Annotated in this window: 24 protein-coding genes and 1 pseudogene; 7 read left to right on the forward strand and 18 right to left on the reverse strand. The window is 56.0% G+C overall.

The annotated features are described in order from the left end of the window. Positions 1-9: 9 nt before the first annotated feature. The 3 genes from H8K04_15310 to H8K04_15320 form a co-directional block, all read right to left on the reverse strand. Positions 10-1,107 (reverse strand): AI-2E family transporter, encoded by a 1,098-nt coding sequence (locus H8K04_15310; GenBank protein UVT15171.1) that lies wholly within the window; start codon positions 1,105-1,107, stop codon positions 10-12. A 140-nt stretch (positions 1,108-1,247) separates the two neighbouring features. After that, positions 1,248-1,691 carry a polymer-forming cytoskeletal protein gene (locus H8K04_15315; GenBank protein ID UVT15172.1) on the reverse strand — a complete coding sequence of 148 codons (444 nt, stop codon included), beginning with the start codon at positions 1,689-1,691 and terminating at the stop codon, positions 1,248-1,250. A 104-nt stretch (positions 1,692-1,795) separates the two neighbouring features. Further along, positions 1,796-4,096, reverse strand: a complete 2,301-nt coding sequence (locus H8K04_15320; protein UVT15173.1) for a PBP1A family penicillin-binding protein — start codon at positions 4,094-4,096, stop codon at positions 1,796-1,798. Between the two features lie 224 nt (positions 4,097-4,320). Between H8K04_15320 and H8K04_15325 the strand changes: the two genes are divergently transcribed. Further along, positions 4,321-4,566, forward strand: a complete 246-nt coding sequence (locus tag H8K04_15325; GenBank protein ID UVT15174.1) for a hypothetical protein — start codon at positions 4,321-4,323, stop codon at positions 4,564-4,566. 68 nt (positions 4,567-4,634) lie between these two features. Beyond that, positions 4,635-4,996 (forward strand): annotated as a pseudogene (locus H8K04_15330) (response regulator). A gap of 18 nt (positions 4,997-5,014) precedes the next feature. On the opposite strand, the gene H8K04_15335 reads toward H8K04_15330, so the two are convergent. The 4 genes from H8K04_15335 to H8K04_15350 form a co-directional block, all read right to left on the reverse strand. Beyond that, positions 5,015-6,505 carry a sodium:solute symporter family protein gene (locus H8K04_15335; GenBank protein UVT15175.1) on the reverse strand — a complete coding sequence of 497 codons (1,491 nt, stop codon included), beginning with the start codon at positions 6,503-6,505 and terminating at the stop codon, positions 5,015-5,017. A 215-nt stretch (positions 6,506-6,720) separates the two neighbouring features. After that, the gene (locus H8K04_15340; GenBank protein ID UVT15176.1) at positions 6,721-7,161 is read right to left on the reverse strand and encodes a hypothetical protein; all 441 of its coding nucleotides are present in this window, start codon (positions 7,159-7,161) and stop codon (positions 6,721-6,723) included. Positions 7,162-7,522: 361 nt separating this feature from the next. Continuing rightward, positions 7,523-8,599, reverse strand: a complete 1,077-nt coding sequence (gene dinB, locus H8K04_15345; protein ID UVT15177.1) for a DNA polymerase IV — start codon at positions 8,597-8,599, stop codon at positions 7,523-7,525. A 937-nt stretch (positions 8,600-9,536) separates the two neighbouring features. Next, the gene (locus tag H8K04_15350; GenBank protein ID UVT15178.1) at positions 9,537-10,118 is read right to left on the reverse strand and encodes a DNA-3-methyladenine glycosylase I; all 582 of its coding nucleotides are present in this window, start codon (positions 10,116-10,118) and stop codon (positions 9,537-9,539) included. A gap of 246 nt (positions 10,119-10,364) precedes the next feature. Here H8K04_15350 and H8K04_15355 point away from each other — a divergent pair, with 246 nt between their 5' ends. The 5 genes from H8K04_15355 to H8K04_15375 all read left to right on the forward strand — a co-directional run bounded on the left by H8K04_15355 (position 10,365) and on the right by H8K04_15375 (position 12,831). Continuing rightward, the gene (locus tag H8K04_15355; protein ID UVT15179.1) at positions 10,365-10,571 is read left to right on the forward strand and encodes a DUF1059 domain-containing protein; all 207 of its coding nucleotides are present in this window, start codon (positions 10,365-10,367) and stop codon (positions 10,569-10,571) included. 96 nt (positions 10,572-10,667) lie between these two features. Continuing rightward, a complete protein-coding gene (locus H8K04_15360) occupies positions 10,668-11,102 on the forward strand; it encodes a hypothetical protein (protein UVT15180.1) in 435 nt (144 codons plus the stop codon). Positions 11,103-11,105: 3 nt separating this feature from the next. Further along, entirely contained in the window at positions 11,106-11,963 is an 858-nt protein-coding gene (locus tag H8K04_15365) for a class I SAM-dependent methyltransferase (GenBank protein ID UVT15181.1), read from the forward strand. A gap of 3 nt (positions 11,964-11,966) precedes the next feature. After that, complete coding sequence (locus H8K04_15370) at positions 11,967-12,278, forward strand: TfoX/Sxy family protein (protein UVT15182.1); 312 nt, start codon at positions 11,967-11,969, stop codon at positions 12,276-12,278. A gap of 7 nt (positions 12,279-12,285) precedes the next feature. Further along, a complete protein-coding gene (locus tag H8K04_15375; GenBank protein ID UVT15183.1) occupies positions 12,286-12,831 on the forward strand; it encodes a DUF488 domain-containing protein in 546 nt (181 codons plus the stop codon). A gap of 32 nt (positions 12,832-12,863) precedes the next feature. Here H8K04_15375 and H8K04_15380 read toward each other — a convergent pair whose 3' ends face one another. From H8K04_15380 to H8K04_15430, 11 genes are all read right to left on the reverse strand, one after another. Continuing rightward, on the reverse strand, positions 12,864-14,498 hold the full coding sequence (locus H8K04_15380) for a hypothetical protein (protein ID UVT15184.1): 1,635 nt from the start codon (positions 14,496-14,498) through the stop codon (positions 12,864-12,866). A gap of 110 nt (positions 14,499-14,608) precedes the next feature. Next, positions 14,609-15,490, reverse strand: a complete 882-nt coding sequence (locus tag H8K04_15385) for an MBL fold metallo-hydrolase (protein ID UVT15185.1) — start codon at positions 15,488-15,490, stop codon at positions 14,609-14,611. Further along, positions 15,490-16,131, reverse strand: coding sequence for a DNA-3-methyladenine glycosylase 2 family protein (locus H8K04_15390; GenBank protein ID UVT18008.1), 642 nt, complete (start codon positions 16,129-16,131; stop codon positions 15,490-15,492). Before H8K04_15390 ends, H8K04_15385 begins: the two co-directional genes overlap by 1 nt. A 37-nt stretch (positions 16,132-16,168) precedes the next feature. After that, the gene (locus H8K04_15395; GenBank protein UVT15186.1) at positions 16,169-16,900 is read right to left on the reverse strand and encodes a glucose 1-dehydrogenase; all 732 of its coding nucleotides are present in this window, start codon (positions 16,898-16,900) and stop codon (positions 16,169-16,171) included. 32 nt (positions 16,901-16,932) lie between these two features. Next, positions 16,933-17,526: a nitroreductase family protein gene (locus H8K04_15400; GenBank protein UVT15187.1), complete on the reverse strand. Its 594-nt coding sequence runs from the start codon at positions 17,524-17,526 to the stop codon at positions 16,933-16,935. A gap of 5 nt (positions 17,527-17,531) precedes the next feature. Further along, positions 17,532-18,944 carry an efflux transporter outer membrane subunit gene (locus H8K04_15405; GenBank protein UVT18009.1) on the reverse strand — a complete coding sequence of 471 codons (1,413 nt, stop codon included), beginning with the start codon at positions 18,942-18,944 and terminating at the stop codon, positions 17,532-17,534. Between the two features lie 2 nt (positions 18,945-18,946). Next, positions 18,947-22,117 (reverse strand): multidrug efflux RND transporter permease subunit, encoded by a 3,171-nt coding sequence (locus H8K04_15410; protein ID UVT15188.1) that lies wholly within the window; start codon positions 22,115-22,117, stop codon positions 18,947-18,949. Between the two features lie 9 nt (positions 22,118-22,126). Then, positions 22,127-23,311 carry an efflux RND transporter periplasmic adaptor subunit gene (locus H8K04_15415; protein UVT15189.1) on the reverse strand — a complete coding sequence of 395 codons (1,185 nt, stop codon included), beginning with the start codon at positions 23,309-23,311 and terminating at the stop codon, positions 22,127-22,129. A gap of 138 nt (positions 23,312-23,449) precedes the next feature. Then, positions 23,450-23,791, reverse strand: a complete 342-nt coding sequence (locus H8K04_15420) for a hypothetical protein (protein UVT15190.1) — start codon at positions 23,789-23,791, stop codon at positions 23,450-23,452. 281 nt (positions 23,792-24,072) lie between these two features. Then, positions 24,073-24,564 carry a DoxX family protein gene (locus tag H8K04_15425; GenBank protein ID UVT15191.1) on the reverse strand — a complete coding sequence of 164 codons (492 nt, stop codon included), beginning with the start codon at positions 24,562-24,564 and terminating at the stop codon, positions 24,073-24,075. A gap of 14 nt (positions 24,565-24,578) precedes the next feature. Further along, complete coding sequence (locus tag H8K04_15430; GenBank protein UVT15192.1) at positions 24,579-24,719, reverse strand: hypothetical protein; 141 nt, start codon at positions 24,717-24,719, stop codon at positions 24,579-24,581. Positions 24,720-25,047 lie beyond the last annotated feature (328 nt).

The raw sequence follows: 25,047 nt of genomic DNA on the forward strand, positions 1-25,047 counted from the left end.
ACGAGGACCTTAAGATGGCGTTGACGAACTCGCGGGGGCAATCGTCTGCTTGAGTTGGTACTCCTCCCGATAAATCTGAACCGCGGTCATGAGCAAACTGACCAATATCGGTCCGACGAAAAGGCCGAGCAATCCGTACAGCGCCAGCCCGCCCAACACGCTGAGCACGAGCAGCAACACGGGAATCTGCACATCTTGGCCTATCAGCCATGGGCGAAGAAACTGATCGACCATCGAGACCACACCGATCCCCCAAACCAGCATCGCAAGCGCTTTTCCGACAGAACCGATCCAGAAGAAGTAGAGGACCACCGGGCCCCAGATCAACCCCGTTCCACCGAATGGAATCGGGGCCAGAACGATCGTCAATGCCGTGAGTCCGATCGGAAAAGGCACACTGAGCGCAAGGTAGGCCAGCCCCGCCAGCAGGCCTTGAACAATAGCCGTCACCAACATCCCTTTCACCACCGCACGAATCGTTTGATCCAACCGGGTCAGGATCTTGGACTTATGCGACTCTTCCATCGGAATCAGTTCGTATAACACCGTGAGCCACTGTCGGCCATCCTTGAAAAGGAAAAACAGCACCAGCAACATCATGAAAAAATCCGTCACGAGCGCGAACGCATTCTTCAGCAGGCCGCCCATGCTGCCGACTAAAAATTGGCTGACCTCTTTCACTCCGGTCATCAACGACTGCTCCACGGAAAGCACCGGTGCGCCGGTTCCCGATACAGCCGACTTCAGCCAACCGCCGATGAAGGGGATGGTCGCCAATTGATTCGGCAACCTTTGAAGCCCGCCAGACGAAATCCACACTCGAATCTCCTGTTCCGCTGCTCCCGCTTCCCGTACCAGCATAGCTCCCATCACGACCAACGGGACGATCACAACACCCAACGCACCGATCGTCAGCACTGCAGCGGATACCGCCTCCTTGCCACCTAAGAGTTTTGTCAACCGAAGATGGATGGGAAACCCCCAATGGGCAAGCAGTCCCGCCCAGAGAGCCGACAGCACGAAGGGTTTGAACATCAACCCAATCTGATAGAGCAGTAAGACCAGGAGAGAGAAGAACACGATGGAAAAGAGTTGTTGTCGAGTCATGAAAAAGATCAGAGTCTCTTGAGGAGATAGTCAGTAAATAGCAGATCCGGCGGCATCTGTCACGGAAGGAACGAGCGGGATAAGAGAATAGACTGAGCTTTAGACAGGCACGAAACTGAGGGTAAGCGGTGCAAACGAACCTACAGGTCGGCTTCTCTGCCGATCAACGCGACCGCCTTTCCACGATGCGCATTCATGTCACGAACATTGCTGGGCAATCGAGAGGATTCTTCCGGCCAGCCGGTGACTCCCATGTCGCTCACTCCCTGAAATTTGGCTCCCTCTTCCATCAGCAGCATAGGACTGTGCACTTCGCCGATCAGAATCGCCGTTTTGAGCAGTTGTACACGCCCGGTCGCCGTCACCGTCGCTTTGATGCGTCCGCTGCTGATGAGTGAATCGGCATGGATGGCTCCTTTTACGACTCCATCTTCTCCCACAATCACTTCACCTTTGGTATGCACATCGCCTTCCAGGCGGCCATCGATCCGGACTGTACCGTCGACTTTGATTTCACCCTTCAATTCAACGCCTTTTGCCAACAGCGTGATATTGCCGTCATCCACATACCCGGTCTTTTTCATGGGACGCTCCTCTGTGCAGGCCAACCCTTACCAAGGGTACCCTAGGACCGGAGATACGCCTAACGGTTTGTGGAATCCGGCAATCCGGGGGGCTGTGCCGCCATTTATTGCGAGGAGAGGCCGAACGTGTGCTTCAGTTGTTCCCAGAAGCCGCCTCCGTGAACTTCGCAGTAGATCGTCGGCTCAGTCCCGGCGATGAAGAACTCTGATATTTTCTCGGGACATTGCGAAGTCGCCAGCTGGCCGGTTCTCGGGTCGATCCGACGCTGGACGACCCCCGACGGCATCTCAAAATCCTGCGCACCCTGTGGTAGGAGCCGAACCGCCAACTCACTCCAGATCGGAAGCGCGGCCTGCGCGCCGGTCAACGTAAGCGGTCGCTCATCGTCAAACCCGACCCAGACACCGATCGCGATATCCGGGGTGTACCCGACGAACCACGCATCTCGATAGCCATCCGTCGTCCCGGTTTTGCCTGCGACCGGCCCTTGAACTCCGAAGGTTTTGGCCTTGGCGGCGGTACCTCGATCCACCACTCCTTTCAACAAGGATGTCACAAGAAATGTCCCTTGTGGAGTGGCCGCCTGACGTCGATCAAGGGTAGGACTCCAGATGGTCTCACCACCCACATTCGCCATATTGGACAAGGCGACCGGGCGGATGACAACTCCTCCATTGGCGAGTCCTGCGTAAGCTGATGTGATCTGCAGTAAGGAAACCGCTGAACTCCCCAGGGCCAAAGATAAATTGTCGGCTAGTGGCGTGGTAATCCCGAACTTCTGTAGCACGCCCGTCAGCGTCACAATTCCAGTCCGGTGAGCCGTTCGGACGGCTGGAACGTTGAGTGACTGCTCAAGGGCCGTTCGGACCGTGACCTGCCCTCGATACTGCCGATCGTAATTCTGAGGTGACCAGGGACCGGTGCCGGATTCCAAGGTCACCGGTTCATCCATTAGCAGCGTCGCCGGAGTCAGACCGGTCATCCCTTGATCATGGGCCGCTTCGAATCCTGCCAGGTAGACGAAGGGCTTGAAGAGAGATCCCGCTGATCGATGCGCCTGCACCGCACGATTGAACTGGCTCAGTCGATAGTCCCGTCCACCGACCATCGCCAACACATGGCCACGCTTCACGTCCAACACAACTGCAGCGCCCTGAAGCGACGGCTCAACGCCGGCCAGCGCCGGATAGCTCTTCTCCAGTTTTGCCAATCCTTTCTGTAAGACCTGCGCAACGATTTGCTGCGTTCTGGGATCAAGAGTCGAATAGATTCTCGCTCCTTCCGGAATTCCCATCCCGGTTCCTTGCTCAATCTCCCTAAACAGATAATCAACAAAGTACGGCGCATCGGTGAGCGCATCATTGGTCAGGACGACTTTAACCGGGCGGTTCAGGGCCACCGTTACGGCTTCCTCTGTCAGAATGCCCTCTTCGCGTAGGCGGCGGAGCACGACATTGCGGCGCTTGGTTGCCGACTCCACGTTTTTCACCGGCGAATAGGTATTGGGTCCCTTAATCAATCCAACGATCAATGCGATTTCCTCGATCGACAAATTACCGGGTGTTTTGCCAAAGTAGCGATGCGCCGCTTCGCTCACACCGTAGATCGACACCAGCCCGGCTTGACCGAGATAGATCTCGTTCACATAACTCTCCAGAATTTCTTCTTTGCGGTATTTGAACTCGAGCGCGATCGCGGCCACAAGCTCCCGGAACTTCCGCCCCATGGTGCGTTGGGGAGAATAAAAGAGGTTTTTTGCCAGCTGCTGAGTGAGGGTGCTGCCCCCCTGCACGACGGCTCCGCGAGTGACATTGATCCACAGCGCCCGACCGATGGCGAGAGGATCAACGCCATAGTGAGAGAAAAAGCGACGATCTTCGACGGCTAGCAACGTTTCAATCAGCGCGGGAGGTATCTGGTCCAACTGAATCCATTCACGAACTTGTTTGGTTCCTGCCCGCATGCCGCTGATCAAGACCGGCTCGAGAGCTACAAGTGAGACTGGCTGATTGTCCGGCACCGACAACACCTCGGTCACAATGCCGTTAGTCAATATCAACCGTATGGATCGGGCGGGAAGTCGATTATCTTCCTGAGCACGCAGGACAATCTCAATCGCATCGTTCGTGACGAAATACTCACCGGCTCCCCGCGGCGTCCCAGTGACCGGCCTGTATTCCAGCCGATGCAGGCGGTCCAATAAGCCTGAATCCACGGGATGGAGCCCCGGCGTTAGGAAGAACGGAGCTCCGTAAATAAGGAGCGGAGGATGCTCATCGCTCCTTGGAAGCGACAGGCTCGCCGAGAGCACGGCAGCATAAATCACGAGGCCGATGAGACCACATAGCGCCAATGCCAGCGTGGCGCCTATTCCTCTCTTGAACCAAACACGAGCCGATGCCATCAGAGCCATTCCTCATTTGGACAATATAGGGGCATAAGCAGGCCTATTGCCGCCAGCACCATTTCAGCAGCAAATGAACGGTCTCTTTGCCGACGTATCAGCATATTCTACCCTCGACACCCCTCTTCCGTGTTACCCCCTCCGGGTCTACCTCATCTGCAAGGGTTTAGCTATCTTTCTCATAACAAACGCGAGTCCCCACAACTTGTAACAGGGAGAGAATCATGAACTGTTCACGCTGCCACGGCCTCATGGTGAATGACCATTTTTTGGATTTTAATGGAACCATCGGGCACATGTGGGCCAAGGGATACCGTTGCATGAATTGTGGGAATGTCCATGACCCGGTCATCGAGCGACATCGCCTCGCTAGAGAGCAACAGGCGTTGGTCCTCTCGAATGGGGAGTTGGACATCAACAAAGGCCAGCTCCACCCTGAAGTACAATCGGCCATGCCACAAGCAGCCTGATTTCAGCTTTAAGGTATGAGGCTTCACGAGCCCGTTGGTGTGCGTTGTCGGAGCTGCGAAGGAGAGACATGGCTTCCATCTTGATCGTCGACGACGATGCGCCGATTCGGGTATTGTTGCGTCGCATTCTTGAAGAGGACGGCCATCAGATTCGTGAAGCTGCCAATGGCCACATCGGTCTCACCTCTATCGCGTCACACCCGCCGATCTCGTCATCACTGATATGTTGATGCCGGAGCGAGATGGGATGGATGTCACTCTCGCTCTAACGCAGGAATTTCTGGATGCCAGAGTGATAGCCCTAACCAAGGCAACCGGTCACTACAACTTTCCAACTGTCGCCAAGCTCTTCGGCGCACGACGTGTTCTTAAGAAGACCTTCTCATCGGATGAAATCCGTCGAGTCGTGCGCCTCACGCTCCAACATTAGCCCATTAGAACGGCGAATTTAAGGAGCCATCGGAGGCTTGCCTGCAGAATCAGGCACAACGCTGCTCTCACCTCTCCCGGCACTTTCGTTGGCACTCCGGGATTCGAGCACTTGCGAAGGCCACACCGATCCCACAAACATGCCGATTCCCGCCGCTAGAAATCCAACGAGTTGCGGAGGCCAGACATCCGTCGGCTGGCTCAACAATTCCAGCACCACCCAAGTTGTAAGCCCGGCGACAATGGCGTAAAGAGCGCCCTGTGTCGTCGCTCGCTTCCAATAGAGCCCCGCAACCAATGGAATGAACGCCGCCACCAGAGTAACCTTGTAGGTATTCACCACCAGCTTGTAGATCGTCGCATCTGACCAGAGTGCAATGGCCAGAACCACCGAGGCGAAGCCGAGCAACACAACACGCATCAAGCGGAGAAACTCCGAGTCATTCACATGCGCGAGCAACGGTCGAACGACGTTCTCGCTCAGCGCCACCGACGGTGCCAGCAATGTTGCGCTCGAACAACTCATGACGGCAGATAGAACGGCTCCGAAGAAAATGATCTGCGCCGGAAGTGGCGTGTATTGGAGAATCAATGTGGGCAACACCAGCTGCGAATCCTGCTCCAACAGCATCCCGAATTTGACGGGATCGATCAGAGTCGCCGCATACGCGAGAAACATGGGGACGAAACAGAAGACAAAATACAGCGCGGCACCCAGCAACGCCCCCCGCACGGCCGTCTGTTCATTCTTGGCTGACGTGATGCGTTGAAACACGTCCTGCTGCGGGATAGATCCGAGCATCATGGTCATCCAAGCTCCGATGAAGGGGATCCAGGCTGTGATCGTGGCCGGTGGAAACAAGTCCAATTTGCCGGTGCCGGCTGCATGAGAGATCACCGTTTGCACCCCACCAGCCAGATTCCCCACGATCGACGCAATATACAAAAGTCCCCCCACAATGACTGAAATCTGAACGAAGTCCAGAATCGCTACGGAAAACATACCGCCGAAGGTCGTATAGGTCAGAACAATCGCTGCACCGATCACAATCCCGACCGACTGACTGACGCTTCCTTCTGTGACCACATTGAGGACTAAACCGAGCACTTTGAATTGGGCTGCAACCCATCCCAAGTACGAGGCGACGATGCAGAGTGTGCAGAGGACTTCGACGGTCCGGTTATAGCGGTACCGATAGTAGTCGCCCACTGTGAGCATATTGAGTCGATACAGCCGGGGGGCGAAAAAGAGTCCGGCGAGCATCAAACACATGCTGGACCCGAATGGGTCGGCAACGACACCACGGAGCCCTTCCTTGACGAAAGTGGCCGAGATGCCTAATACCGCTTCGGCACCGAACCAGGTCGCAAAGACAGTCGCCGTGACAACAGCGAGTGGCAGGCTCCTTCCGGCTACGGCAAAATCCCTGGAATTCTGCACACGTGTCGCGGCGAAAAGCCCGATACCGACCGAAAGGAGGAGGTAGAGGATGACGAACCAGAGCACCACCCGGGCAGGATAAAGCGATCCTAGTTCGCAATCAATGAGTATTCATGATTGTGGAGGCAGGACTACCGCGCCTGAATGACATCCACAGAGAAAAGCGAGGAGAGATTGAAGAGAGAAACCGACGTTGAGTGAAGAAGCGCACGCCGATCATTGAGGATCATCACATTGAGCAAAGGAACGTACCAAACGCAGCGGCAGAACGATTCAGACACAAATTAGAAAGCCCAGTATCGAGATGCTCCGAACACGAGGCGACACCCGACGAGAAAGAGATCACCATGTGACTCAACCGATACCGCTTTTGTCCACTGCACTTCGTATAAGTTTAAAGAATGTTCCCACCGAGTTTCAGGAACATGAAGTTCAATAAGCTGCCGGTATCGAGGCCGATTTCCCATCAGCACGAGAACCCCGTGCTCACTTCGGTTGAGGCAGTACACCTCGCCCTGCTCGAGCATCACACGTCCACCGTCTATTGATTCAGACAGACCATAGGCACATACCTTCTGTTCATTGACTCGCACCTCTTGCCGACGAGAAGGAAAAGGAGATTCTCCTTGACCTTCACAGACACCCGCAATGGCAGGCTTGGTATTGAGACTCCTTGGACGGTAGAAACGAGCTTCCCGAACAGCTTCTTTTGATCCAATGTTCATGATGTCCTCACAGATGTACTGAAACCGTGCTGGGTATGGAGCAAATGCCATACCCATGAAGTGTTCGCGAATGTTCATGAGAATTCTTGGCAAATCCTCCTAAAGTCCTTATTTTGTGGAATCATTGATATTGGGATGCGAAGGAATATGGATTCACCATTTCATGTGATATACGTATATACGATTGAATATAAATATGATTTATCTGGTGAATGGCAAACCATACAGCGCGGTAGATGTGACCTTCACCGAAACGTAGGTCTGCACCACATTTTCATTGGCGGGAAATTAGCTACAGCGCGTTCACGTCGGACTGCAACATCAATCATTCTAACGAGCGATTATGGAATCGAACATCTTGTCAACTCAGCCGTTCTACGCGAAGGCCGAGTAAGCGAATTCGTTTTCTGTGGGGATTTTCTCGCCGATCGAGAAATGGCAGGAGCAACTTCATAGCCTCACGGCCTAAGACGGCTCTGTCACCGGTCGGCATTGCCAATGTCTGAGTGCGCGATTTGGTCACAAAATCCGCAAAGCGAACGGTCAGGACGACGGTCCGGAAGCACTGAAACGCATCGTGATGTAGGCGGTCGGTGACACCTCGAACGAGCGAATCGAGCTGGTTGAGAAGGATCTGACTGTCAAGGGTATCGGACTCGAAGGTTTCCTGTTCTCCAATGGATTTTGGTTCGGAATATTCCTCGACTGGTGAATCATCTCGGCCGCGAGCTTTATCATAGAGTATCCTGCCGCGCTTGCCTAACAGCTCGTCGAGCTGGCGCAGAGTCAACGCTCTCAACTCTTTGACGACCGTGATTCCCTTTCCCCTAAACATGGCTTCCGTTTTGGGCCCTATACCAGGAATGACTCTGATCGAGAGAGGAGCTAGAAAAGCTTCTGCCCCTTCCTCGTTCACTATCGTAAGGCCGTTCGGCTTCTGCCAGCCAGAGGCAATTTTTGCGATCAACTTATTTGGTCCGATGCCCACAGAGGCCGTGAGTTGTTGTTCCAAACGGATTGTCTCTTTCAGACGATAGGACAGTCGTTCCGCCTCTTCGTAGGATTCTGTCCAACTCAGATCACCATAAACCTCGTCGATACTGGCCTGTTCCACCTGTGGGATGAAGCGCCGAACAATCTGCAACACCTCTTCGGACACCCGCGTGTATTTCGGCATATCGACGGACACAAACGTCACCGGGGGTTTACCGGCTCGCCGAGCCTCTTCCGACAACCGCCAGGCAGTGGAGATCGGAGTCGCTGAATGGATCCCATAGGCGCGAGCGAGATAGTTCGAGGTAGAAGCGACTCCACGCCCTCTTCCGCCAAGCGGATCGGCCCCAACCACAAGCGGAATACCGCGAAAGGCCGGGGTATCCCGCTCCTCAATCGCAGCATAGAACGCATCCATGTCCAAATGGGCGATAATCCTCAGCATTTAATTCTCACCGCGTGAACAGAAGACATCCGGGTACAGCAGGTACAACCTCACGACCAAAAAACTTCAGACTGAAAACCGCAACTCACTTTCTCTCTAGCTTTTTGAAGTGGAGCTGACATAAAATCCCACCCCGTTCCGAGGGAACGATCCTATAATAGATCGTTTGAAACACATTAGAGATCATCAACGAAAGGAGGCAGTCGTGGGCCTGCGTTGGTTCAATCTTCTAGGGTTTGTGATGCTGTTTCTCGCTCTGTTCTTCAATGAGGTTGTGTATCTGAACGTGTGGCACGAGTCCAATTTCTTTTTGGTTGCTGTCGCGATAGCATACTTCGGTACTGCACTTTGGCTCTCACTCTGGGGAGGGTCGAATCACCAGCAAGCTTGATGGCACTCCCTCCATCAATTTTCCAATGACCAACCGGCAGTCCGAAGCGGGTCAGCTATAGCGTAGCTAGCACCACCAAAAGGTGGGGGGAACTCGGGCTGTGAGCAACTCGGCATAGGAAACACTGGTCCTCTTGGCTATAGCTTTTCGTGATGGGGGTGGCGTATAATCCGCCCCCAGTCACAGTAAGTGGTTCTTTTCAGCGATCGGCGCATAAACCTGGAGATCATCAACGAAAGGAGACGATCCATGGCGTTTTACAATTGGATTGGATTCGTAATGTTGATATTAGGGTTCTTATTGAATGAGCTCTTCCTTGGAATAAATGCATGGTACGATCTCAATCTAGGGGCCGTTGTCGCTGGTGTCGTGTACCTGGTCGTTGCCGCCTCGTTGTCAATATGGCCAAGCTCCCATAATCAGGCAGCCTGACCGATACTTCACACGTTTCGCTGGAAGTCGAACACGATGTCGTGGTGTGCCGGCTTCCCCTTCTGACCATGAATCGTACTGACCTCTTCTCGAAGAATGAAGGGGAAAGTGCCTTCACTGAGCAACCTTCCTGTTGAGAAAACAATCTCCTGTGTGATCATTCACCAAACCGACTGCCTGCATGTAGGCATAAATGATCGTATTGCCCACAAATCGGAAACCGCGCTTTTTTAGATCCTTTGATAAGGCATCGCCGTCGGCTGTCGTGACCGGCACGTGCTTCACAGTCTTCCAATGATTGATCGTCGGCTTCCCACCGACAAACCGCCAGACATATCGGTCGAATGAACCAAACTCTTTCTGCACTTCGAGAAAAGCCTGGGCGTTCGTCACGGCCGCATCGATTTTCAATCGATTGCGGATGATCCCGACATCTTTCATCAGCGTGGCCTTTGTTTGAGCTGTGAAGCGGGCCACTCGGGCGGGGTCAAACCCGACAAAAGCCTTGCGGTATCCCTCGCGACGCAATAGGATCGTCTCCCAAGTCAAACCTGCTTGAGCCCCTTCGAGTATCAGCATTTCGAAGTGTTTGCGATCCTCATGTACCGGCACACCCCACTCTTCATCATGGTAGCGAATGAGATGCGCCTTATCCCCTACCCATGTGCACCGGATATTCCCATCTGATTCCGTCATCGGCTCGACCAACTCCAGCAAGACAACTACTCAGACCTAATTGTAAAAGCGATCCGAACGAGAAAACAATGTTCGGCATTCTCCACCGTAACGAATTTCAAAGATGTCGCCCCACGTGCCTTCTTATTCATGACGGTACATCCACAGACCCGCCTCAAGGGGACGGTTGATCTCCTTAACACAAATCCACTATCATCCTCATAATTGATGATGCATCGACAATTCCAACCCTAAGAGGAGGAGACCATGCCGACCAAACAGTATAAGCAACTGGGATGTCTCGATGTCGACGCCAGCGCCGGCTGCGGTTTTCAGGTGCGAGCCGAGACTGAAGCTGAACTCATGCAACTCGTCGCCACGCATGCAAAGCAATGCCACAAGCTGGAGTCCATCCCACACGAAATGGTCGAGAAGGTAAAAGCAGCGATCAAAACCGTGCCCGTCACCGTCTAGTGACGCTCGTCCTGTGGCAGGGACCATTCCCTCGTACGGTTACATACCAGGGGAAGTTTCCCCTTTCAAGTCCAAGGCGCGTGTCAAGGAGGACCTATGAGTTGGAAGACAGCACTCCCAATCGCCGTGGTTTTACTATTGAGTACTAGCGGCTGCAGCTATCTATTTTATCCTCATGCAAAAGAATTTACGGCAAAGGCAAAGGGAGCCACGGGCGTCGAGACGCTGATCAATCTGACTCACATGGCGGAGGTCTCGGCCAACGCAGCCAGAGGAGGGAAGGGAGTCGATCAATCTTTCGACGATCTCCACAATCAGTTTCATGCCATCAACGATAACATTTGCCGCGTCGAAAAATCGGTGAGCGACCAGCCGGCGTATGCCTTGACCGTGACGCACAACAAGGAGCTGAAGGCTATTTTCAGACGGCTGTGGAAGTTCAAAGACGATCAGCCACAACGGGATCAACACTTAAACCTCTTTGTGTCGGAAGTGAAGGAACTACGCGAGACATTGCAAACCTTGAGGTAATTCATGGCATCGCCGTCACCCGAGCAAGTCATCGAGAGCCAACGTCAGGATTGGAACCGCGTTGCCGGTGGTTGGGAGAAATGGGATCGATTCTTCGACGAACAGATGGCATTCCTCAATCACCGACTCGTCGGCGACGCACGGTTGCGCGCCGGTCTGCGCGTGTTGGATCTGGGATCAGGCACGGGTTATCCCGCCTTACTCGCGGCTCAGACCGTCGGGACGAGCGGGAGCGTAGTGGGAATTGATTTGGCCGAGCAGATGCTCGAAGCCGCCGGACGGAAAGCGGTTTTCCTGAAGCTCTCCAATGTCACATTCCGCGCGGGGGACATCACCGCCTTGCCGTTCGAGGCTGCTTCATTCGACGCCGTGATCACCCGCTTCTGCCTGATGTTCCTGCCCGAGATTCAGAAAGCCGTCGCTGAAATCGCCCGTGTCCTCAAGCCCAATACCTGGGTGGCTGCCGCTGTATGGTCTGATCCGGGGAAGAACCCCTATCTGAAAATTCCCATGGATATCATTAAACAATTCATCGATCTCCCACCTCCTGATCCGGCGGCACCGGGAATTTTCCGCCTGGCGAAGCCCGGGGAGCTGGCGGGCGTGCTGCAACAAGCCGGATTCACCGAGGTCTCTGAGCAAGAGTTTCTCGGAGACGTACGATTCGCGACAGCGGACGAGTATTTCTCGAGTCTCATGGACATCGCTGCCCCGATTCAAAATCTCTGGGCCAAGTTGAGCCCGGGACAACAGGGTGAAGCCACGCAGCGCCTCGTTGAAACGGCGGAGCGGTATCGAAACGGATCGGTCGTCGCATTGCCGATTGCAGTACGAATGGTCGCCGGGCGCAAGTCCGGATGAGGAATGCCGCCAAAGGACGAGGGTTTCAAAGACTTCATCCTGGATCAGCTTGCCAGCCTACGTCACCTGACCGCACGCGCCATGTTCGGCGGCCACGGGCTCTACCATGGAGCCGCGTTTTTCGGCATCATTCATAAAGGCCGCCTCTACTTCAAAGTCACCGCAACGACGGTACCTCTGTATAAGAGCCACGGAATGAAACCCTTTCGCCCGAACACCAAACAAACGCTTAAATCCTTCTATGAAGTGCCGATCGATGTGATCGAGGACGCGGACGCATTGACCGAGTGGGCAATGCGCTCAGTCGGAGCATAGCAAATTCATGTCTAATGTGCTTTGGACGATCGGGCATTCGACAAGGTCAATCGACGAGTTTCTTGCCCTGCTGAACGCTCATCGTGTTGACCAGCTCGTTGATGTACGTATCGTCCCTCGTTCCGGTCACAACCCTCAATTCAACCAAGACAATCTTTCAACGAAGCTGGTGGATAGTGGGTTGGTGTACAGCCATATGCCCCGGCTCGGCGGATTGCGCAAGCCCACGAAAGATTCCTTCAATATCGGCTGGCGGAATGAAAGCCTTCGCGGCTACGCGGATTACATGCAGACAGACGGGTTCTGGTACGCCTTGGACGAGCTGATGGCTGAAGGCCGATCACGTCACACAACGATCATGTGCGCGGAAGCGGTGGCCTGGCGGTGCCATCGGTCCTTGATCGCTGACGCATTAGTAGTGAGAGGTTGGGAGGTCCGACACATCATGTCGGAGATGAATGCGGACCACCATCAGCTCACGTCCTTCGCCATCGTGAAGGATGGCCGTCTGCGTTATCCAAAACGAAAGGACTGCCCGGACTTATTCTCGTAACCCTATTATGCGATTACGAGCCTATCGAACGATCACGCGCTCTTGAATTTGGTAAGTTTGGCAAACAGGATAGCCGAGAAGGGAAGGGCCAGGCCGATCACCACTTGCGTGATGAGCAGCTCGCCCAGTTGGCTGTAGTCGGCAGGGGTCTGAATGACACCGGTCGCTTGGTCACGCACCTCTCGTGTGATGACGAACAGTTCGTTGAGATACTTCGTACCGAGCTGGCTCAAAGAAAGCGCCAGGTTGGTAAATGACGCCATCACGGCGAAGAAGGTGGCTTTCAGATTGGCCGGGGCCGAGTTCGCGATCCACGCCAGCATTGGAATCATGGAAATCTGCACGAGCGGCGATTCCAATGCCGTGTCGACCAAGGCAATGAAACGCGCATCGACGACCCCGCCGGTCACGCTCGCCGTCCACACATGCAACCCATAGTACATCCCCACGACCGGCACAGAGAGAATCGTACCGACGACCGTCAAAAATCCGACCACATATGTGATCGAGCGTTCAGCCATAAAGCGCCGGAAAACAAACATCCCGGCCAGGGCCAACATGCCACCGATCAGAGAAAGAACGGAAAGGAACTGCTGATCGAACTTCAGATCGTCGATCATCCACCAGGTCGAGCCAGGGCCAGGCCCCGGAATGGCCCGCAACGCAAAGATCACCGCGGCAGTGCCGACCAAGGTGAGCCGCTTATCAGGCTCCAATTCCCGGACGAGTTTCGACATCAAGAGCAGAACAATGGCCATGGAACCGGCAAACACGATCTCTTCCCGATAGGGAAACCCGCCTAGCCCGACCGTCAATGTGAACAGGACAAAGGCCGAGCTACCGCCGAGGATCCACCAATTCGGTTTCGTCGGTTCGTTGTCCGTATCACGGACATCCACCATCTGCCGAACCTGTTCCGGCGAGAAGCCCTCCTGAACGAGTTGCCGCGTCTGCCGCCGTTTGATCCACCAAGCCAATCCGACTCCCATCACAGAGACGAGGGGAATCACCATCGCCATAAGATAGATCTGTTTATAGAGCCGAATGAGATCGGCCTGTGGAAGTCCTTCGGTTCCGGTAAAGACGTAGACGTTGACCAGCGCCACGAGGATACCGCCTCCGACAATCGCGACACGCCCGAGTGTCTGCATCGTCGTGTGCATCAGCTTTCTCGTCTGGTCATCGAAAGAACGGCCCTGGTCATCGACACGCGGGACAGCTTCCACCGTCATGGCGTCTGCGACCGCGTCCTGAATGACGTACCCGATAGGAGCAAGCAGCACGCTGAGGACATACCAGACTTCCGCCGGCAGGATGGCCGTCATGGCTTCGCGGTTACCGATCAACAGAGCCATGATCCCGAGGCTGACAGCCAGCAGACCGGCGCCCAAGCCAACGAGCCAACTCTTCCATCGCCATAAAAGATCAACCGTATGACCGATCGGCATTTTCAGCGCCCAGGGAATCCCGGCCCAGAATCCGAGCGCGGCCAGAAAGGCAGCTGAGAGGCCAAGGTAGTCTTTGACGAAGAAGGTTCCGACAATACCGGTGAGACCCGAGATGCCGTAGGCCACGTAGACCATCAGCGGCGGCAGATAGGACAGCCGCACCTCACGGCCGAGAGAGAGAATGTTGCGATCAATCCAGGCGACCAGTGTATTCGGCATCGTGCGGTTAGGCGCCTATGCCGCTGTCGGTCAGGACGGAATGATCCATGATCCGGTTGGAACTCCTGCGATCCACAGAGAAGGCGATATCCATAACCTTTCGATCTCTTCTAGGTACCGACTGTAGTCGGCGCCCGACGACGGATCAAGTCCCGAAGAGCCGCATGCATCTCGGACTGTGGCAGATGAATCCGATCGCCGTGTCCGGCCAGCACCCATTCAAAAGGATAGTCGAGAAGCTTACGGAGAGAATCAATCAAGACCCATTTTCTCCAGACGAGGCGAGTGGGGGCTTCGAGCGACTTGGTATGGGAATCCCACCAGAGATGATCGCCTGTGAAGAGAAATCGCTCACGGTACAATAGGACCATGCTTCCGGCTGTGTGGCCGGGAACGGGAATGACTTGAAACGCTGATCCGATCCGAACCGTTTCTTCACCCCCGATGAGCCGTTCTGCGGTCGGAGCGACTTCCGCATCCGCCTGATGGATGAGCCTCTTTGCGCCGAAATGCGCGGCATACTTGTCTGCATCGGCGATATCATCTTTATGCGTGAGGAAGATATGGGCGATACCTCCCCGCTGCTCAAAGGCTTCGACCAGGTGCTTGAGATACCGGGGAGAATCGATCAGCCAGTTCCCGTCGGGATGTTCGATGAAGAAACTGTTCGCCCCGAATGATTTCTCAGAATTGAAGCCGCAATAGCTTACCTCGTCCTCAAGAGGGATCGGAAAACTTGCCATCGCCGCCTGCAGCCGAGACTTGTCGCTCTGTTCCGTCCCGATCGAACCGACGGGACAAGCAAGAAGCGCCTGATAGGCTTGATGAACTTGTTCGTAGCCGTCCGGCTGGCGACTAACAGCAGAATAGTCTCCGATCTCTTCGAAATTCAGCGGCGCCAACTGTCGGCAGGTGTCGCAGTTAATGCACGTGGCATCGACGTAAAATTTACCCGGAACGTTGGAATCAAGGCGCTTGTGTCGGTCAGCCATCAAAGCACACTCATTGCCCGCTTGGCCCGATCGGCGGCTCGCCAGAGGTACCAGGCGGCAACCGTACGATGGGGTTTCCATCGCTCGCCATATTGTAACAGCTGTTTTGGCGTAGGCATCGCAGGCCGCCGGTAGGCAATGCGGAAACCGTTGCGCACGCCGAAATCGTCGACCGGCAACACATCCGGGCGCCCCAGCTGAAAGATCAACAGCATCTCGACCGTCCATCGTCCGATGCCTCGAACCTCGATCAGGCGATCGATAAGCGCTTGGTCGTCGAGCCTAGTAACCACTCGTCCCGTCGGAACGGTTCCGTCGAGCGTCTTTGCGGCCAGATCGCGAAGGGCCAGCACCTTCGCGCGAGAGAAACCGCTGTTTCGAATCGATCGGACATTCATGGCCAGCAGCTCCTCGGGACGAGGGAATCTCCGGCCGGGAAAGAGCGCGATGAATCGCTTCAGAATGCATTCCGCCGCTTTATCATGGAGCTGTTGGTACGCAATCGCGCGGACAAGCGATTCGAATGGGGAACGGCGCGCTTTCGGTTTCAGAGAGAAAGGGCCGATCTCCATGATCAACCGGCGCATGACCGGATCCACCGTGGAAAGATAGTCCGTTGAGTCCGAACTTGCGCAGTACATCACCCCAGCCGAGATCCGATCAGTCATCCTGATGAGACTACATGACGATACCGCCGCCGGCATGGATGGTCTGTCCCGTAATCCATCGGGCCTCTTCACTGACGATGAACGCAACGACATCCGCGATGTCTTTCGGGGTCCCCAGCCTTTTCAGCGGTGACAGCTGAATCCCAATCTGCCGATATTCGTCCGTCATCATGCCGGTTTCAGTGAAACCAGGGGAAACGGTATTGACGGTAACCCCTTTCGAAGCCAACTCTTGCGCCAGCCCTTTGGTGTATTGTTCGAGAGCAGCCTTGCTGCCAAGATATGCCGTGGCGCCTGGAAAATGCAGGTGGGTCCCACCGGTCGAGATATTCACGATACGTCCGCCGTCCTTCAGCACTCGGGCCGCTTCCTGCATGGCGAAATATGGACCTTTCGCGTTCAGCGCGATGACTCCGTCAAAATCGGCTTCAGTCGTCTCCTCAAGCGATTTCGGCATGAACTTCCCCGCGTTGTTCACGAGAATATCCAGCCGGTTGAATTGCTTGACCGTGTCGACCACGAGACGCCGCGCATCCGCCACCTGACTCATGTCGGCCTGGACGGCCAACGCCTTGCCCCCTTTTCCTTGAATGCCCGTGACAACCTGCTGAGCCTTTTCCGAACTTCGGACATAGTTCACGACGACGATGGCACCGTCTTCCGCCAGCCGTTCCGCAACAGCACGACCGATTCCATTGGATGCTCCGGTGACGATCGCCACCTTTCCGCTCAACGATTTCATCAAGAGACTCCTCTTCTTGAACTCCGGCCTCGCTACAGAATCGGGCTCCCCCACTGTCCTGAAAACGTCCATTCTCCCATCGGCCGTCGACTCCTTGCCTGGAGTTCACGGTCTCGCAGCCGTTCCGGCAGAATGGCGGGATCACCAGGATAGCCGATCGCGATCATGGCAACCGGCTCGTAGCCTTCAGGAATTTGGAGATCGGCTCGCGCCTTCTCGACGTCGAAACCCGCCATCGGATGGGCAACCAGTCCGCTTGACGTTGCTTGCAACAGAAGATTTTCGGTCGCCAGTCCGGTGTCGTGAAGGGCATGCCGGTTCGGCGTTCCATCATCCTCGAAATTCATACCGGCAACCGAGAGGACGAGCACCGGCGCACGGAAGGCCCATTTGCGGTTGCCCTCTGTCAGACATTCGAATAGCCGGTTCCACGCCGTCTCATTATCCTTGCTCGCGACGAAGAACCGCCAAGGCTGCTCGTTGCTCGACGACGGGGCCCAGCGGGCTGCCTCAAAAAGCGTTCGTACCACGTCGGGAGCGACAAGTCTCTCATCGAACGCGCGCGGGCTCCAGCGACGGGCGAGCAAGTCATGGATCGGGAATTGAGTGGGTGCCGGTTTGTCCACAGGCTCTATCCTTTCTTCCCATCTGCGACTGATTGCATATCAGGTGACCACCCGCCTCCGAGCGCCTTGTACAGTTGGACGACCGATGCCAGCAGCAATCGGCGTGTGCTGGTCAGGGCCAGCTCCGCCTCGAACAGATTTCTTCGAGCCACCAGCACGTCCAGATAGTTGGCAAGTCCTCCCTTATAGCGAAGTTCCGCCAGTTTCAGCGCCGACTGCAATGCGGTGACCTGTTGCTGCTGCGATTCACCTTGAGCACGCGCCGTCCGAACGGCGACGAGCGCATCCTCGACTTCACGAAAGGCCGTCAACACCGCCTGTTCGTACTGTGCCAATGCTTGCTTGGTTTGGGCCTCCACCGCTTCCTGCTGGAAACCCAGCACTTGAGCGTTCAACAAGGGAGCAGCCAACCCGGCACCGATCACCCCGAAGGAGGAAGCATCTGTGATGATCAGCGACAATTCAGGATGAGCCACACCGAGCAACCCCGTCAACGTGATTCTGGGAAACCGTTCAGCTTTGGCCGCCCCGATCCGGGCGGTGGCGGCCGCCAACTGTTGCTCCGCCGCCAACAGATCGGGCCGCCGCTGCAACAATTCAGAGGGCAGGCCCGCAGGGACAGCGGGAGGTACGATTTGCTCGTCCAAGGAACGACCCCGCGTAATGGCAACCGGTTTTCTGCCGAGCAGCACGCTCAACTGATTCTCCGTTTGAACCATCTGCCGCTCGAGTTCGGCGGTACGGGCCGCCGCGTTGGCTCGCTCGGCTTCAAACTGATCGGTATCGAGCTTCGAAATCATTCCTTGGCGCAGCCGCGCCTCGGAAATCCGCACCGACTCTTCCCAGGATTGCAGCGTCCGCTTCGCGATATCGAGTTGCAGATCAAATTGACGCAGATTGAAGTAGGCCTCAGCTACGGCGCTGACGAGTTGAATGGTCACCGCACGCCGGTTCTCCTCCTTGGACAGCAGATCGCCGCGCGCCGCTTCGTTGGATCTCCTCACACGCCCCCAGAGATCGACTTCCCATGCAAGATTGCCCAATAGATAATAGTTGAACGGACTCGCGAACCCGGGAAAGAGGAAGTTCGCCTTGCGGCCGGCCGGCGCGCTCGCAGCAATCGTGATTCCTGGAAAATAATCGGATCGGGCGATCAGCGCCCTCGCCCGAAATTCCTCAACGGTCGCCACGGCACGCTGGAGATCTCTATTCTCCACAAGGGCCAATCGAATGAGTTGCCGTAGCTGCTCATCCTGCAGAAGATCCCACCATGCCAGATTCGCCATCGTCGGCATATCCGATGACCCATCAGCCATACGGAACCGGTCGTCCATATCTGTTTTAGGCCGGGAATAGTTCGGACCCACGGCACAGGAGAGCAGTGATAACGACAGTCCGATGATGAGAACAGTGCGGATCGTCAAGGCGTATCCTCCGGCGAGCGCGCGACACTCGGTTGGTCGGCCGTGACGACCCGTTGAGCGCTCCGCTGGGTCAATTTGCGGATCAAGACATAGAACAACGGAACGAAAAATATTGCAAGGAACGTCGCCGCCAACATGCCGCCCATGACACCCGTCCCGATAGACTGACGGCTTGCCGCTCCCGCCCCGCTGGCGACGACCAACGGGATCATGCCGAAAATAAACGCCATGGACGTCATGATAATCGGTCTGAACCGTAACCGAGCCGCTTCGACCGTCGCTTCGATCAGGGAACGGCCGGCCTCGTAGCGGGTGTTGGCGAATTCGACGATCAGAATGGCATTCTTAGCGGACAGGCCGATCAACGTCACGAGGCCGATCTGGAAATAGATATCGTTTTCGAAGCCTCGCAGCCACACGGCCGTCAGCGCTCCGAAGACCGCGAACGGTACGGCCAGAATCACCGCAAACGGAACGACCCAACTTTCAAACTGCGCCGCCAGCACCAGGAAGACCATCAATAATCCGATCACAAACACCTGGCCCGACTGTCCACTGACCCGCCGCTCTTGAAACGAAATGTTGCTCCAATCGATCGCATATCCCTGCGGAACCAGCACCTCTTTCGCCACCCGTTCCAATGCCTCAAGCGCCTGGCCTGAGCTGAACCCGGGAGCGGCAGCGCCGAGCACGAGCGCCGTATTGTATCCATTGAAGTGATTGACGGGATCCGGGCCGCTTTGATACTCCGCCGTCACGACCGTATCGAGCGGGATCATATGGGTGGCCCGTTCGCTTCGCGCCCGCACGTAGATTTTCGACAGATCCTGCGGCGTCGACCGGTACTCAGCCTCCGCTTCCGTCTGCACATGGTACACACGACCGAACTTCACGAAGTCGTTGATGTAGAAATTGCCGAAGTACGCCTGGAGCGTATCGAAAATATCCGAAATCGGAATCCCCATCGCCTTGGCCCGCTCCCGGTTCACGTTGGCAAAGAGTCTCGGCGAGGAGACGCGGAAATTCGTCCCGATGCGCCCGATCGCAGGGTCTTTTTGCGCGCTCTCGACAAACTGCTGCGCGACCATCGCGAACTTTTTGAAATCGCCGCCGCTCGGATCCTGAATTTGCGCCGAAAACCCGCCGACGGCGCCCACTCCACGGATCGCCGGCGCATTGAACGCCAGCAGCAACGCCTCCGGAATTTTAGCAAACGCTCCATAGGCCGCGCCGACCAGGGCTTTGGCATGGTACTGAGGCTCCGTCCGTTCGTCCCATAACACCAGCGGGACAAACATCGTCGCGGAGTTCGGCCCTCTGGTGCCGAACACGAAATTTTGTCCGGTCAACGCATCGGTGGAATGGACCGCCGGGATCGCCTGGAAAAACCGCTCGACTTTTTCGAGGACCGCCTCGGTCCGTTGCTTCGACGCGCCGTCAGGCAGCTGTGCCACGACGATGAAATAGCCTTGGTCTTCCTCGGGAAGGAAACTTTTCGGCAACGTCTGGAAAAGTCCCACACAGACGGCGAGCAGCAGGCCGAATACCGCCATGACACGAATCGGCCTGACTAAGAGCGCGGCGACCGTGTTCGTATAACCATGCTGCGTCCGCCCGAATACACGATCGAAGACAACCCAGAACCCGCTCCGCTTCCCATGCTGCGGCGTGAGCACGACGCCGCACAGAGCCGGACTGAGCGTCAGCGCCACAAATCCTGAGACGGTCACCGAGAGCGCAATGGTGGCCGCAAATTGTTTATACAGCGCTCCGGTGATGCCGCCGATGAATCCGACCGGCACAAACACCGAGACGAGAACCAGGACAATCGCGACGACGGGCGCCGTCACCTCGTTCATCGCCCGCTTGGCGGCTTCCTTCGCGGAAATGCGATCCTCCCGCATGTGACGTTCCACGTTCTCCACCACCACAATGGCGTCGTCCACCACAATCCCGATCGCCAGCACCATCCCGAATAGGGTAATCGTATTGATGGAGAACCCGAGCGCATAGAGACCGATGAAGGTCCCGATCAGCGACACGGGTACGGCAACGGTGGGAATGATGGTCGCGCGCCAGGTCTGCAAAAACAGGTACACAACGAGCACCACCAACACCATCGCTTCCAATAGCGTCTTCACCACTTCTTTGATCGACACTTCAATGAAACGGGTGGTGTCGTATGGGGTATCGTAGGACACGCCCGCAGGGAAATTCTTGGACAATTCCTCCATCTGAGCCCGCGTACGGCGCACCGTATCGAGCGCGTTCGCGCCGGGAGACAGGAAGGTCAGGAGAAACGTCGTGGGTTTACTGTTCCAGCGGCCCTCCAGGCCGTAAGACTGAGCCCCCAATTCAACACGTGCCACATCCTTGAGCCGAACCGTGGAGCCGTCCGGAAGAGCGCGAACGATCAGCTCCTCGAAATCCTTCACCTCCGTCAGCCGGCCTTTCGTGATGATCGGGATCGTGAGCTCCGTCCCTTTCGGAGCCGGTTCACGCCCAATAGTCCCAGCCGGGTAATCCCGATTCTGTTCACGGATGACGGCCGTAATGTCACTCGGTGTCAGGTCGAGCTTCGCCATCAGCAGCGGGTTGAGGATGATGCGCATGCTGTACGTTTGCTGTCCGAACACCAGCGCATCTCCCACGCCTCTGACCCGCTTCAGATCATCGACGATCCGAAGCGTGGCATAGTTCGACAGGAAGACGGCATCGTGTCGTGGATCGGTCGATTTGAGGGCGACCACCAACACGAGATCGGGAGACAGCTTCTTCACCGAAATCCCCTGGCGGACCACGTCCGGGGGAAGCTGAGGCTCGGCGAGTTTTTCCCGGTTCTGGGTTTGAACTTGGGCGATGTCCGGATTGGTGCCGATCTCAAACGTCAACTTGATCGAGACGTGTCCATCGTTACTGCTGGTCGATTCGTAGTACAGCAGATTGTCGACGCCGGGCAGCGTGACCTCGATCGGACGAGCGACGGCTTCGGCCGCCACTTCCGCGCTGGCACCGGGATAGTCCGCATCGATCTGCACCACCGGTGGAGTGATTTCAGGAAACTGCGCGACCGGCAGGAACTGCATGGCGAGCAGCCCCATCACAACCACAACGATCGAGACCACCGACGCGCGAATCGGCCGGTCGATAAACACATTCGAAATCACAAATGATCCTTACTGAGGAGCGGCGGGGGCAGACTCCGTCCGTGACGCATTCGCTGCGATCCATGGCACGGCCTTCACCGGCGCGCCGGGGCCGATCCTCATCAGCCCGTTCACGACGACACGGTCGCCCGTATTCAGGCCTCTATCGATCAGCCATTGATTCCCCTTCCAGTCGGACGCAATCACGTCTCGAATTTCGACCTTTTCGTCCCGATTGATCACGTAGACAAAGGGTCCTTGGGGACCTTGCAAGACGGCTCGTTGAGGAATGAGGACGGCGTCCGTTTTCGTGTCACCGGTGAACCGCACCTTCACAAACTGTCCTGGCAGCAGCGTGCGCTGTGGGTTGGGAAACGTGATTCTGACTTGACGCGAGCTGGTTTCTGTTCGCAGGCCGGGCTCCAAGAGATCAAGGGCCCCTTCATGGGCATAGGCCGTGCCATCCATGAGCGTGAGGCGGCCTCGTAACTGGTACACCCCTGGATGCGTGATTATTTTTGACTCGATATCGCGCCGCCGCTTCAGGATGAACGACTCGGGTACGTTCACGACCACATACATGGGATCGACACGGTGAATCGTGGTCAGCAAATCGGTTTGAGCCGAGACCAATCGTCCTTCATAGTAGCGGCTGCGCTCAATAATTCCGCTGATCGGCGCCGTAATGAGGGTGTTATCGAGATCGAATTGGGCCTTGATGAGATCGGCCTGTGCTCCTTGCACCGCCGCGTCGGCCGACAACTCTTCTGCGACGGCATCGTCGACATCCTTCTGACTGACCGCCTGGTCCGCCAGCAACGGCTTCACGCGAGCCAGGTCTTGCTTGGCTTGAACCACCCGCGCCTCCGCCTGCGCAATCTTGGCCTTGGCGCTCGCAGCAGCGGCCTTGAAGGGGACGGGATCGATCTGATAGAGGCGATCGCCCTTCTTCACGTCACGGCCCTCCGGATAAAAGACCGCCTTCAGGATTCCCGTGACTTGTGGGCGAATCTCCACCGGACGGGAGGCCTCTGCTTGACCGATAAATTCAGGTTCATCGGGGACCGTCTGCGTCTGCACAGTCACGACCTCCACCTGGGGCACTTCCTGTGCGGGCATCGAACCGGCTTCTTGTTTGCAGCCGACCGATAGCGTCATGGCCGCGACAACAAGCCACGCTGAGACATAGTGCGCCGATTTGCGATCCATCAACATGCCACCATCCTCTTTGAGAAGCCAATCAGCGCGCAATGGCAAGATAAACACTGCATTCTACCCAGGGGTGTGAGACGGCGGCAAGCCCAAGACAGGGAAGACTTCTCCAGATTGCGGTGAGATTTGCACGGCTGCAAGTTACGTTTCATTCGGTGTGATCATCGAACCGATTTTGTCACCATTCCTACACGACGGATGACGCCTGCCGACCCCTGTGATCTCTTCGACAATACACCGGGTCAAACAGCCCGACGCCCGCAATTCGACGCCATCCTGCCACAAGCGAGCCAGAAGCGTCTTGCCGGCGGCGTCGATAAACGTCACGCCGGTCAAATCGATCATCGTGCACTTCTGCTGATTTTCGACCACGACACGGCAATACATCTTGAGTTCCTCTACCCAGGGGCCAGCAAGACGCCCCTCTATGAGGAGCGAAACTCCCTGCAGCGCCGTATCTCGCTGACCGGTGATCTTTAACATCAGCGTATCCTTACAGGAGTCTTCCTTCGGAGGTTCGACCCAGATCACTTCTGAGTTGCGACTGCCGGTTTTGGAGAATGACCGGATCAATCACTTCCCCACATTGTACACAACGTCTGACCAGAAAATCGGCACGCGAGTGACCAACCATAGAATCGAACGACTCCTCAGCGACCATAAGTCCCGTGCATCTGAAGCATCGTGTGGAACCAGCCGGACTCTCCTGCCGGTTCAGAGTGTTTTCATATAATCCCGCCGTTGCCATGATCAACCTCCCTTGTTCAACCTTCCGCAGGTTTCATCACGGGCGCCCGCAAGACTCGATGGCCAGCCTCAAGCCGATGAGCAATGACACCGTCCAACGCCCACTTGCCTCCCCCGATCACGACAAGGGCGGCGCTCATGGCAATGACCAGCAAGTGATATTCGAAGCCTTCTCCCTGCTGCTGCCCAAACCAGTTCATGAAAAACCCCTGTGACCAATGCACAGTGGCGATCGCACCGATCATGATCGCGATAAAACTTGCTGCGGTAAATCGAGTCAGAAACCCTATGATCAGACCAAGACTCCCGAGCGACTCTCCGATGATGACAAGAAAAGCCACAAGCCACGGCAGCCCCATCTTTTGAGTGAAGAATCCCATCGTTCCTTCGAAGCCATTACCGCCAAACCAGCCCAGCAATTTCTGCGCACCATGAGCGAAGATCACCGCTCCGAGTCCAATCCGCAAAATCAATCCTGCCCACGAATCGTCAGTCTTGAACAATGACATGGCACACCTCCCGCCTATCTACGATTGATCAAGGAGAGCACTCGACGACCTCCGACTGCCCTCGACATCGCATGCTTGATCAACATCCTTGTCATGCCCAACGGCAACGCAATGAGCGCGGCGTACCACAAGCTCCACAGAATTAGTTCTTGCATGACTCACCTCCAGTTCTCTCAATTGGTGCTACATATGCCTATGGCAAGAGGTATTCCAATTTGCACCCTCGCGGGACTAGATCGCTAACCTATTGTATTCTCAAGTGAATGTCGTTTCATTTCATCAGGAGAGAGTCTTGCCGATTACGCCATGACGAGGCCACGAAGACGATGGGTCGTCAAGTGACGAAATAGTTCGTCACGCGACGGGAATGGAGGCGCTGAAAGGATGTTGCTTCTGAACGAGTCTAACCGCTCGGCCTTGACGCGTACCGGAGAAGAATCGGAACCGACTACCGCAACGACAGACTGTCAGGTGGCGAGACCA

The organism is Nitrospira sp. (genome assembly GCA_024760525.1).
In the GTDB taxonomy this organism is placed as follows: domain Bacteria; phylum Nitrospirota; class Nitrospiria; order Nitrospirales; family Nitrospiraceae; genus Nitrospira_D.

What these genes read in the sequence shown, in the direction of transcription:
- H8K04_15310 (UVT15171.1), bottom strand. Translation starts at nt 1,107, where the DNA reads ATGACTCGACAACAACTCTTTTCCATCGTGTTCTTCTCTCTCCTGGTC.
- H8K04_15315 (UVT15172.1), bottom strand. Translation starts at nt 1,691, where the DNA reads ATGAAAAAGACCGGGTATGTGGATGACGGCAATATCACGCTGTTGGCA.
- H8K04_15320 (UVT15173.1), bottom strand. Translation starts at nt 4,096, where the DNA reads ATGGCATCGGCTCGTGTTTGGTTCAAGAGAGGAATAGGCGCCACGCTG.
- H8K04_15325 (UVT15174.1), top strand. Translation starts at nt 4,321, where the DNA reads ATGAACTGTTCACGCTGCCACGGCCTCATGGTGAATGACCATTTTTTG.
- H8K04_15340 (UVT15176.1), bottom strand. Translation starts at nt 7,161, where the DNA reads ATGAACATTGGATCAAAAGAAGCTGTTCGGGAAGCTCGTTTCTACCGT.
- dinB (UVT15177.1), bottom strand. Translation starts at nt 8,599, where the DNA reads ATGCTGAGGATTATCGCCCATTTGGACATGGATGCGTTCTATGCTGCG.
- H8K04_15350 (UVT15178.1), bottom strand. Translation starts at nt 10,118, where the DNA reads ATGACGGAATCAGATGGGAATATCCGGTGCACATGGGTAGGGGATAAG.
- H8K04_15355 (UVT15179.1), top strand. Translation starts at nt 10,365, where the DNA reads ATGCCGACCAAACAGTATAAGCAACTGGGATGTCTCGATGTCGACGCC.
- H8K04_15360 (UVT15180.1), top strand. Translation starts at nt 10,668, where the DNA reads ATGAGTTGGAAGACAGCACTCCCAATCGCCGTGGTTTTACTATTGAGT.
- H8K04_15365 (UVT15181.1), top strand. Translation starts at nt 11,106, where the DNA reads ATGGCATCGCCGTCACCCGAGCAAGTCATCGAGAGCCAACGTCAGGAT.
- H8K04_15370 (UVT15182.1), top strand. Translation starts at nt 11,967, where the DNA reads ATGCCGCCAAAGGACGAGGGTTTCAAAGACTTCATCCTGGATCAGCTT.
- H8K04_15375 (UVT15183.1), top strand. Translation starts at nt 12,286, where the DNA reads ATGTCTAATGTGCTTTGGACGATCGGGCATTCGACAAGGTCAATCGAC.
- H8K04_15380 (UVT15184.1), bottom strand. Translation starts at nt 14,498, where the DNA reads ATGCCGAATACACTGGTCGCCTGGATTGATCGCAACATTCTCTCTCTC.
- H8K04_15385 (UVT15185.1), bottom strand. Translation starts at nt 15,490, where the DNA reads ATGGCTGACCGACACAAGCGCCTTGATTCCAACGTTCCGGGTAAATTT.
- H8K04_15390 (UVT18008.1), bottom strand. Translation starts at nt 16,131, where the DNA reads ATGTACTGCGCAAGTTCGGACTCAACGGACTATCTTTCCACGGTGGAT.
- H8K04_15395 (UVT15186.1), bottom strand. Translation starts at nt 16,900, where the DNA reads ATGAAATCGTTGAGCGGAAAGGTGGCGATCGTCACCGGAGCATCCAAT.
- H8K04_15415 (UVT15189.1), bottom strand. Translation starts at nt 23,311, where the DNA reads ATGTTGATGGATCGCAAATCGGCGCACTATGTCTCAGCGTGGCTTGTT.
- H8K04_15420 (UVT15190.1), bottom strand. Translation starts at nt 23,791, where the DNA reads ATGTTAAAGATCACCGGTCAGCGAGATACGGCGCTGCAGGGAGTTTCG.
- H8K04_15425 (UVT15191.1), bottom strand. Translation starts at nt 24,564, where the DNA reads ATGTCATTGTTCAAGACTGACGATTCGTGGGCAGGATTGATTTTGCGG.
- H8K04_15430 (UVT15192.1), bottom strand. Translation starts at nt 24,719, where the DNA reads ATGCAAGAACTAATTCTGTGGAGCTTGTGGTACGCCGCGCTCATTGCG.